Source organism: Chamaesiphon polymorphus CCALA 037 (assembly GCF_003003845.1).
Lineage (GTDB): Bacteria > Cyanobacteriota > Cyanobacteriia > Cyanobacteriales > Chamaesiphonaceae > Chamaesiphon > Chamaesiphon polymorphus.
On record NZ_PVWO01000017.1, the window covers coordinates 21,430 to 28,942 of the forward strand.

9 protein-coding genes and 1 tRNA gene are annotated in these 7,513 nt (G+C 49.1%); 4 read left to right on the forward strand and 6 right to left on the reverse strand.

Features of this window, described 5'->3' with window-relative positions:
* Nucleotides 1-5: 5 nt before the first annotated feature.
* Complete coding sequence (locus C7B77_RS02585) at nt 6-371, reverse strand: type II toxin-antitoxin system PemK/MazF family toxin (RefSeq protein ID WP_106300022.1); 366 nt, start codon at nt 369-371, stop codon at nt 6-8.
* Nucleotides 372-683, reverse strand: coding sequence for a hypothetical protein (locus C7B77_RS02590; protein WP_146138155.1), 312 nt, complete (start codon nt 681-683; stop codon nt 372-374).
* Nucleotides 684-739: 56 nt separating this feature from the next.
* On the opposite strand from C7B77_RS02590, the gene C7B77_RS02595 reads away from it, so the two are divergent.
* The gene (locus C7B77_RS02595) at nt 740-3,979 is read left to right on the forward strand and encodes an efflux RND transporter permease subunit (protein ID WP_106300026.1); all 3,240 of its coding nucleotides are present in this window, start codon (nt 740-742) and stop codon (nt 3,977-3,979) included.
* A 185-nt stretch (nt 3,980-4,164) separates the two neighbouring features.
* Here the strand turns inward: C7B77_RS02595 and C7B77_RS02600 are convergent, their stop codons facing one another.
* Nucleotides 4,165-4,761, reverse strand: a complete 597-nt coding sequence (locus tag C7B77_RS02600; protein ID WP_106300028.1) for a GUN4 domain-containing protein — start codon at nt 4,759-4,761, stop codon at nt 4,165-4,167.
* Nucleotides 4,762-4,972: 211 nt separating this feature from the next.
* On the opposite strand from C7B77_RS02600, the gene C7B77_RS29060 reads away from it, so the two are divergent.
* Nucleotides 4,973-5,311 (forward strand): patatin-like phospholipase domain-containing protein, encoded by a 339-nt coding sequence (locus tag C7B77_RS29060; RefSeq protein ID WP_146138156.1) that lies wholly within the window; start codon nt 4,973-4,975, stop codon nt 5,309-5,311.
* Here C7B77_RS29060 and C7B77_RS02610 read toward each other — a convergent pair.
* The 3 genes from C7B77_RS02610 to C7B77_RS29570 form a co-directional block, all read right to left on the reverse strand.
* A complete protein-coding gene (locus C7B77_RS02610) occupies nt 5,258-5,626 on the reverse strand; it encodes a clan AA aspartic protease (RefSeq protein ID WP_106300032.1) in 369 nt (122 codons plus the stop codon). The genes C7B77_RS29060 and C7B77_RS02610 overlap by 54 nt on opposite strands.
* Nucleotides 5,623-5,898: a hypothetical protein gene (locus C7B77_RS02615; RefSeq protein ID WP_106300034.1), complete on the reverse strand. Its 276-nt coding sequence runs from the start codon at nt 5,896-5,898 to the stop codon at nt 5,623-5,625. The genes C7B77_RS02610 and C7B77_RS02615 overlap by 4 nt, the downstream gene beginning before the upstream one ends.
* Nucleotides 5,899-5,998: 100 nt before the next feature.
* On the reverse strand, nt 5,999-6,166 hold the full coding sequence (locus C7B77_RS29570) for a hypothetical protein (protein ID WP_181243684.1): 168 nt from the start codon (nt 6,164-6,166) through the stop codon (nt 5,999-6,001).
* Nucleotides 6,167-6,291: 125 nt separating this feature from the next.
* Here C7B77_RS29570 and C7B77_RS02620 point away from each other — a divergent pair.
* Nucleotides 6,292-6,364: transfer RNA gene (locus tag C7B77_RS02620), tRNA-Glu, on the forward strand.
* A gap of 232 nt (nt 6,365-6,596) precedes the next feature.
* Entirely contained in the window at nt 6,597-7,481 is an 885-nt protein-coding gene (gene rsmH, locus C7B77_RS02630) for a 16S rRNA (cytosine(1402)-N(4))-methyltransferase RsmH (RefSeq protein ID WP_106300038.1), read from the forward strand.
* Nucleotides 7,482-7,513: the final 32 nt, after the last annotated feature.

The following is a 7,513-nucleotide window of genomic DNA, read 5'->3' on the forward strand; positions in this document are numbered from 1 at the left end:
CTGGGTCATTTGCCAACAATCTCGTCATTTTCTTTTAGTGATGAACCAATGTATCTAGATAAGTTAAGGAGCAATTTTTGATAAACACGATCGCTAATACATCCAATCGATCGCCTAAGTTCATCGCGCGGAATTACATGTAGAAAGCTCAATCTCACTAACGATTCTTTTTTTAATCCAGTAGCAGCAAATTCAAGATCGTCAGCGCGGATTATTTCATCAAAGTCTGGAATATATTTATTCAGTTGAGTACTAATCGCACAAACTAAAAAGTCTCCATTTGGCATTTTTCGTAAGATTAAGACCGGACGAGGTTTTTGCTCTCTATCTACTTGAGGGAGTACCGCTAAAACAATTTCACCCTCTTTCATTTATGCTTGAAACTCCTTGGTTTCCACTAATTCGTAGTCCGGTTCGTCATCTCCATAGGCTCTACTCAATCCCTGCAATGATAATTTAGTCCAGTCTTCGTCAGTCCAGTCTTCGTCACTCCAATCTTCGGCGGCTGGGTTGAGATCTACTTGGGGGAGTGCTGCGGATTTAATCTGTTTATCAATCTGAGCCTGTAGCCACAATTTATCTTCAACTGGAAGTAAGGCAATTTCACGCTCTAGCTTATAAGCTGCTGGCGAATGGTTAGGAGTCATATTTGGTAAGGACATGGAATCGATTGATACGCTCAATTTAACATATCCTCCATTCTCAACTCGTGAAGATGTCCACATACAGGTAAAACCTCATGAACTTGATTGAAACGGCTGTCCGGTGGCGACACGGTACATTTGTGTTATTTTTGCTGTTGGTGATGTTTGGATTCATTGCCATGTTTCGGCTGCCGTTGGAACTTCAGCCTGGAGGCGATCGACCGGAAATTACGATTTCTACGCCTTATATTGGTGCGGCACCTGCCGAGGTGGAGAATTTAATTACGCGCCCGATCGAGGATGTGTTGGAGGAAATTGAAGGGATTCAAGAAATTACCAGCCAAAGTTTATCGGGGTTTAGTACGATTACGATGAAATTCGATTGGGGTACCGATGTCGATGCGCGGCTGGTGGCGACACTCAACAAGCTCCAGCAACTCGGCGATCTGCCAGAAGAGGCTGGAGATTCGGATATTCAGGTCGCCAGCGGCAATAATAACCCGATGATGTGGCTGGTACTCAAGCCCAAACCAGGGTTTCAGACCGACTCTAACCGTTATCGCGATTTAATCGATCGCACGATCGAACCCGCACTCCGGCGCGTGGAAGGTACGAGTCGATTTTTTATCGTTGGCGGGCAAGAACGGGAAGTCGAAGTATTAGTCGATCCTAAAGCTTTGGCCGATCGCAATCTCAGTCTTACTACTGTCACCACTGCACTGAGTACCAACAATCGCGATATTCGGGGTGGCCCCCTGGTCATCGGCAAACGCGAATATCAAGTGCGGACGGTCAATCGCGCCCAAGCCATCAAACAGCTCGAAACCTTCGTACTGCGCCGCGATGACTCTGGGACGGTGTATCTGCGGGATGTGGCGAATGTCGAGATGGGTCGCAAGTTCCAAGACAGTGCTTTTTTGTTTAACGATGCGCCCTCGGCGGGAATTGGCATCATTCGGCGCGTAGGTGCGAACGTGCCGGAGGTAGCTAAGGGTGTCAAGGAGGTATTGGCGAATTTAGAAGCCCAATTCGATCGGCAAAAACAAGGCGTAGACTTCGAGATTCTCTACGATGAAAGTACGTACATCGAGCAGTCGGTGGCAAATGTGCGCGGCGATCTGATTACGGGTGGCGTGTTGGCGATCTTGGTATTGCTATTATTCTTGGGTTCGCTGCGGACGGTAATTGTCGTGGCAATTAGCATTCCGATCGCGATGATTGTGGTATTTATCGTCAGTGCGGTGTTAGGTCGATCGCTCAATATCATTAGTTTGGCCGCATTGGGGTTTGCAGCGGGGATGGTGGTCGATAATGCGATCGTCGTCATCGAAAACATCTTCACCCACATGCAACAGGGCAAAAATCGCCTGGAAGCGACGATCGACGGCACCAAGGAAGTCAGCGGGGCAATTGTGGCGGCAACACTGGCAAACGTGGCGGTATTTGCGCCGTTGGTGCTGGTAACGGGCGAAGTCTCGCAGTTATTTATCGATATGGCAATTACGATTACAGCGGCGGCTGTGTTATCGATGTTTGCCTGCTTGACATTTTTGCCGATGCTCGCCAGTCTGGTACTCGATCCCGCTGAGGCGCAGCAGACGTTTGAATTGGGCGATGCCAATCCTATCGATCGACAGGCGCAAGTCCGCCGCAACTGGTTGGAAGGATCGATCGTCCGTACTTCTGCTGGCTTTCGACGGGTGCAAAGCAAGTTAGAAAGCTTCTTGTTAGCGACGGTGGGATGGGCGTTAGGGCCGCGCCGGATTTTGCGGCGGCTGGCATTATTATCGATTCCGATCGTGTTATTAGTGTCGAGTATTTTCTTGCTACCCCCAGCCGATTATCTGCCCCAAGGCAACCTCAATTTTGTCTTTTGGTTGACCGAAAACTTCCCCGGTACCAGCGTCCCCGAAGCCGTCAATCTATCGGCCCCCGCCCGCGCCTTTCTCAAACAGCAACCCGAAATCTCCAGCACCTTTTTTGCCAACTTTCCCCAGTTTCGCGGGATTGGGATGTCCTTAAAACCCGATTCAGCTACGGGTGGCGGACTGGCAGAGATGGAAAAACGCTTACTGGGGCGAAGCTTCGGGTATCCCGGCTATAAATTCATGTTCCCGATCCGGTTCCCGATCTTCAACGATCCGGGTAAGTCCTTTGAGGTACAGATTATCGGCCCCGATCTCACTCGACTCAACCAGTTAGAGCAACAGTTAATCAAGCAAATCTCCGCCTTACCAGGAGTAGCCAATGCCCGTTCCAATGCGATCGATGGTGCGCCCCAATTACAAGTAATTCCCGATCGCGAACGCCTCGCCGAAGTCGGACTCTCCGAATCAGAAGTCGGCGCAATGGTCGAAGCCGCTCTGGGCGGTCGCTTTGCATCACAATTCATCGACGGCAAAGAAGAACTCGATGTCACCGTCCAGTTGCAAAATATCTTTGTTAAAACACCCGAACAGTTGCGGCAATTATCGCTCTACAGCGCGCGGATTCCCCAAACTACCTCTACCACACCCAGCACAAATTCCACAACCTCCACCGCCACCCCAACCGCCAGCGGCGGCCAACTTCAGCTCGCCGATGTCGCCACCGTCACCGAAACGATCGGCCCTGGCGTAATCAACCATGTAGACTTAGAACGCTCCACCACCCTCACCGTCAGCCTAACTCCAGCCGCACCCTTGGGACAGCTCGTGAACCAAACCGAATCCCAAATCCTCACCCCCTTACGCGCCAAACTACCCCCAGAATTTCGCCTAGAATTGGCTGGTTCTGCCGATCGATTATCCGAAACCGTCACTCAACTCGCATCAGCCTTCGCTTTCTCAGTAATTATCACCTACTTGCTCCTAGTGGCTCTATATCGATCGTTCCTCTATCCGCTCGTAATTATGGCCACCGTCCCGATGGGCTTGACAGGCGCACTATTGAGCCTAGTAATTGCAAACTGGATTCCTGGTGTCATCGTACCCTTAGATATGATTACCGGATTGGGCTTTTTAATTTTGACTGGGGTAGTAGTCAATAACGCCATCCTCATCGTCGAGCGAGTACTCCAACTTCAGGAGGAGGGACAAAAATACGATGAAGCCATCTATAATGCGACACGCGATCGCCTGCGACCGATTTTTATGTCCGCAGGTACGAGCATCTTAGGCATAGTACCGCTGGCGATTTTCCCAGGACAGGGATCGGAATTGTATCAGGGGTTAGGAATCGCGCTCACTGGCGGGTTGGCATTCTCAACCATCCTCACCCCTACTGTAGTCCCCGCATTGATGGCGTTATTGCAGGATTTTTCAGGCGATCGTCGCAAACATATTATTGGTAGTTAGTATGTTTTAGGAGCCGGATTGGCGATCGATCGAAGATTACTAGCTTCGTTATAACGTTCGCGATCGCCGGACTCATACAACTCCAGCTACTAGTCAGTGTACTACAAAGTCCCGGTGCATCGTGCTTGTTAGACCGCGCCCTAAAACCAAAATCCTACAAACCTTCCATCAACGGCTTGGCAGGGTCACGTATCCCGCGCCCGCAATCCCTGAAAAGCAGACTGTTTTATACTACAGTTTGCAAGTCTCTGCGAGAGAGAAGATACAAATCCCAAGCCCAGAAATCCCCCATCCTGGTCAGTATTCCACAAATCGACCCAATCATAACCAAACCAACCTATACCAAATCCCCCCGGCAATTGTCCTTTAGGAGAAAGAGATTGATTAAAGCTAAGTTCTTCATAACTTACCCAATCATCATTCTTCCACCAACCCACTCGAACGCAAAATTGTGTCCAGTTTTTGCCAGGACTTATGGCACTACCGCAGTCTTCCCAAATCTTTTTCTGAATGCTAAATCCAAAATGACCATTGCTAGCTGTCATCCAGAGCCGATCGATAGTCCTGAGATCTTTACAGGGAAATTTTTGGAGGCTCTCAGAATTAAACCAGTGTTCATTGACTCGGTTGGCGGCTTTGAGCATAACCTGAATTGTTTCTCGATCGGCCTCTCGCCATTGACCAGTCTTGAGTAAGTCGCATAATTTGCGGTAGTCCACACCATTTTTGGAGTCGAGGACGATAGCTTCAAGAGGATGTGGATACTTTGATTCAGATACCATACAAGCAAAAGGTCTAACTATTATTTAGACTGACAGCATCAGTCTAATACCCACAAAATGGGGTGTTATACGGGCAAATTTCCACCTAACACCCCCGATTTGGGTATTTAGGCAGAATAAATTCAGTCTAATCACTCTGAAGATTGGCCGAATGATTTCGAGATTGTTTGTAATAACTTTTAGTAGATTAGGTTCGGGATCTCCCGTTCGCTTGAAAGATCCCAAATACGATTTCCTGTACAATGCAACGCGCGATCGATTGCGATCGATCTTTATGTCCGCAGGTACGAGCAGCTCAGGCATAGTACCGCTGGCGATTTTTCCCGGACAGGGATCGGAATTCGATCGCGAAGCGTGCCGTAGGCAATCGAGGGCTGGGAAGTGCGATCGCTGGTGGGTTAGTATTCTCGATCGTCCTCACCCCTACAGTAGTTCCGGCATCGATCGCATTATTGCAAGAGCGATCGGGCGATCGTCACTTATACACGATCTTGTTCTACTTCAAAGCTTCAATCGTGACCAACCCACCCTCGATCGCTTGAATTCGTAGATCGTAGCCTCGCAATAGCTGCATCCCAATCAACGGAGCCGTCTCTGATTCGTTGATGTAAATCTCACGATACTGTCCGTCCCAAATCACAAGCCCGATGTAAACTTCAAACGTGCAGAAAGTCCCGTCGCCCAATGTCGCAGTATCTCGACCCTCCCAACTAAACCCCAATGTTGAAATCGTCTCAGATGGCAAGGTAAGAAACCCCGAAAACCCTGTATCAATTACAGCATCTACCATCTGCGTTGTCTCATTATTCCTGACCGCGATCGATAAAGTCGCCTCACACCTTTGATTCACACGACCCTGCATCATGGTTTTGTTCTCAAACTCCGTGCGCCAAAGCGATCGACGGCTGAATGCCCAATGCGAATAAACCAAGTCTGGGCATCAGGCACTCGCGCAGAAAGATGTTTCGCTGCCGTTACCAAATCCTCTGCAACTTCAAAAGCTCCAGTTTCGATATCGATCGCCACAATCTTGCCATCATTACCTTCTTCGACTTGCGATCGAATCTGAGACTCATAGAGTGCATCGCCACGTTGGGCAAACTCTTCCTTGCTATATCGTGGTTGTCGTACTGCCATCGGTTTAACCTTAATGAGACTTAGATCCTCTTCATTTTAGCTTAGAGGAATGAGCATAAAAATGCTGACAATGCAACGCGCGATCGACCGCGATCGATATTTAAGTCCGCTGGTACGAGCATCTTGGGTATAGTAACGATAGCAATCTTTCTCGGACAGGGAGCGGAATTCGTTCGCGAAGCGTGCCGTAGGCAATCGAGGGTTGGGAATTGCGATCGCTGGTGGGTTGGCATTCTCGATCGTCTTTACCCCACTGTAGTCCCCGCATTAATGGCGTTATTGCAGGATTTCTCAGGCGACGGATCTTGGTTGCGATATCTATTGAGAAAATAATCTGACTAAGGTATTGACAGCTCCTAAAATATCGCGTATATTGATAAATGTCTGAAACAAGCCCCCATCGTCTAGAGGCCTAGGACACCTCCCTTTCACGGAGGCGACAGGGATTCGATTTCCCTTGGGGGTACTCAGAAATTCTTAAAAAGAGGTTAGGCATTATTTGTCTAGCCTCTTTTTGCATGACTGGTAATTAGAGGGTAGGCTTTAGGCTTTAGGTTTTAGGCAGAAAGCAGGGAGTTGGGAGCGGGGAGAGGGGAGCGAAGAGAAGATTGTTATATTACCCATCCACTCATCCACCCATCCACCCATCCACTTATCCACCCATCCACCCATCCACCCATCCACCCCTATACTCTCTAATGGATTTTTCGCATATTCCAGTATTAAGCCAGGAGATCGTCACTGGCTTAGGTGTAATAGCAGGTGGTTGGTATTTAGATGCCACAGTGGGTGGTGGCGGACATAGCGAACTGATTTTGCAGGCTGCGCCAGATGTGCGGCTAGTCGCGATCGATCGCGACTTGCAAGCTCTAGATGCTGCTAAAGCCAGACTCGCACCTTATGGAGAGCGCGTGACATTTTGGCATGGAAACTATGCCGATTATCAGCCGTCGGGATGCCAATTCGATGGGATTATTGCCGATTTGGGTGTCAGTTCGGTGCAATTAGATCTCGCCGAGCGTGGCTTTAGTTTTCGGAATGAAGCACCTTTAGATATGCGGATGGATCGATCTCAAGGGATGACAGCCGCAGATTTAGTCAATCAGACTTCGGAAGTCGAATTGGCACGAATTATCTTCACTTATGGGGAGGAGCGTCTCTCGCGGCAAATTGCGCGGGAGATCGTCGCAGGACGCCCATTTACGACGACTACGCAATTAGCTTATACGATCGGGGGTGCGGTGCCGAAGTCTTACCGTTACGGACGCATTCATCCAGCGACGCGGACATTTCAAGCTTTGCGGATTATGGTCAATCAAGAGTTGAGTTCGCTCGAAAAGTTTTTGGCGGTTGCACCGACATGGCTCAAGCCTGAAGGGAAGCTCGGGCTAATTAGTTTCCATAGTTTGGAAGATCGGATTGTCAAGCATACTCTCCGCGAAAATGAGCTGCTTAAGGTATTAACTAAAAAGCCGATTATCGCCAGCGATGCAGAATTAGCCAGCAATCCGCGCGCTCGATCTGCTAAGTTGAGATGGGCCGTGTTAAATTCCTTTGTTGAGGTTGCCCAGAGGCGATCGTAGCGGTATTCCAAACCCTGTCTCTTATACACATC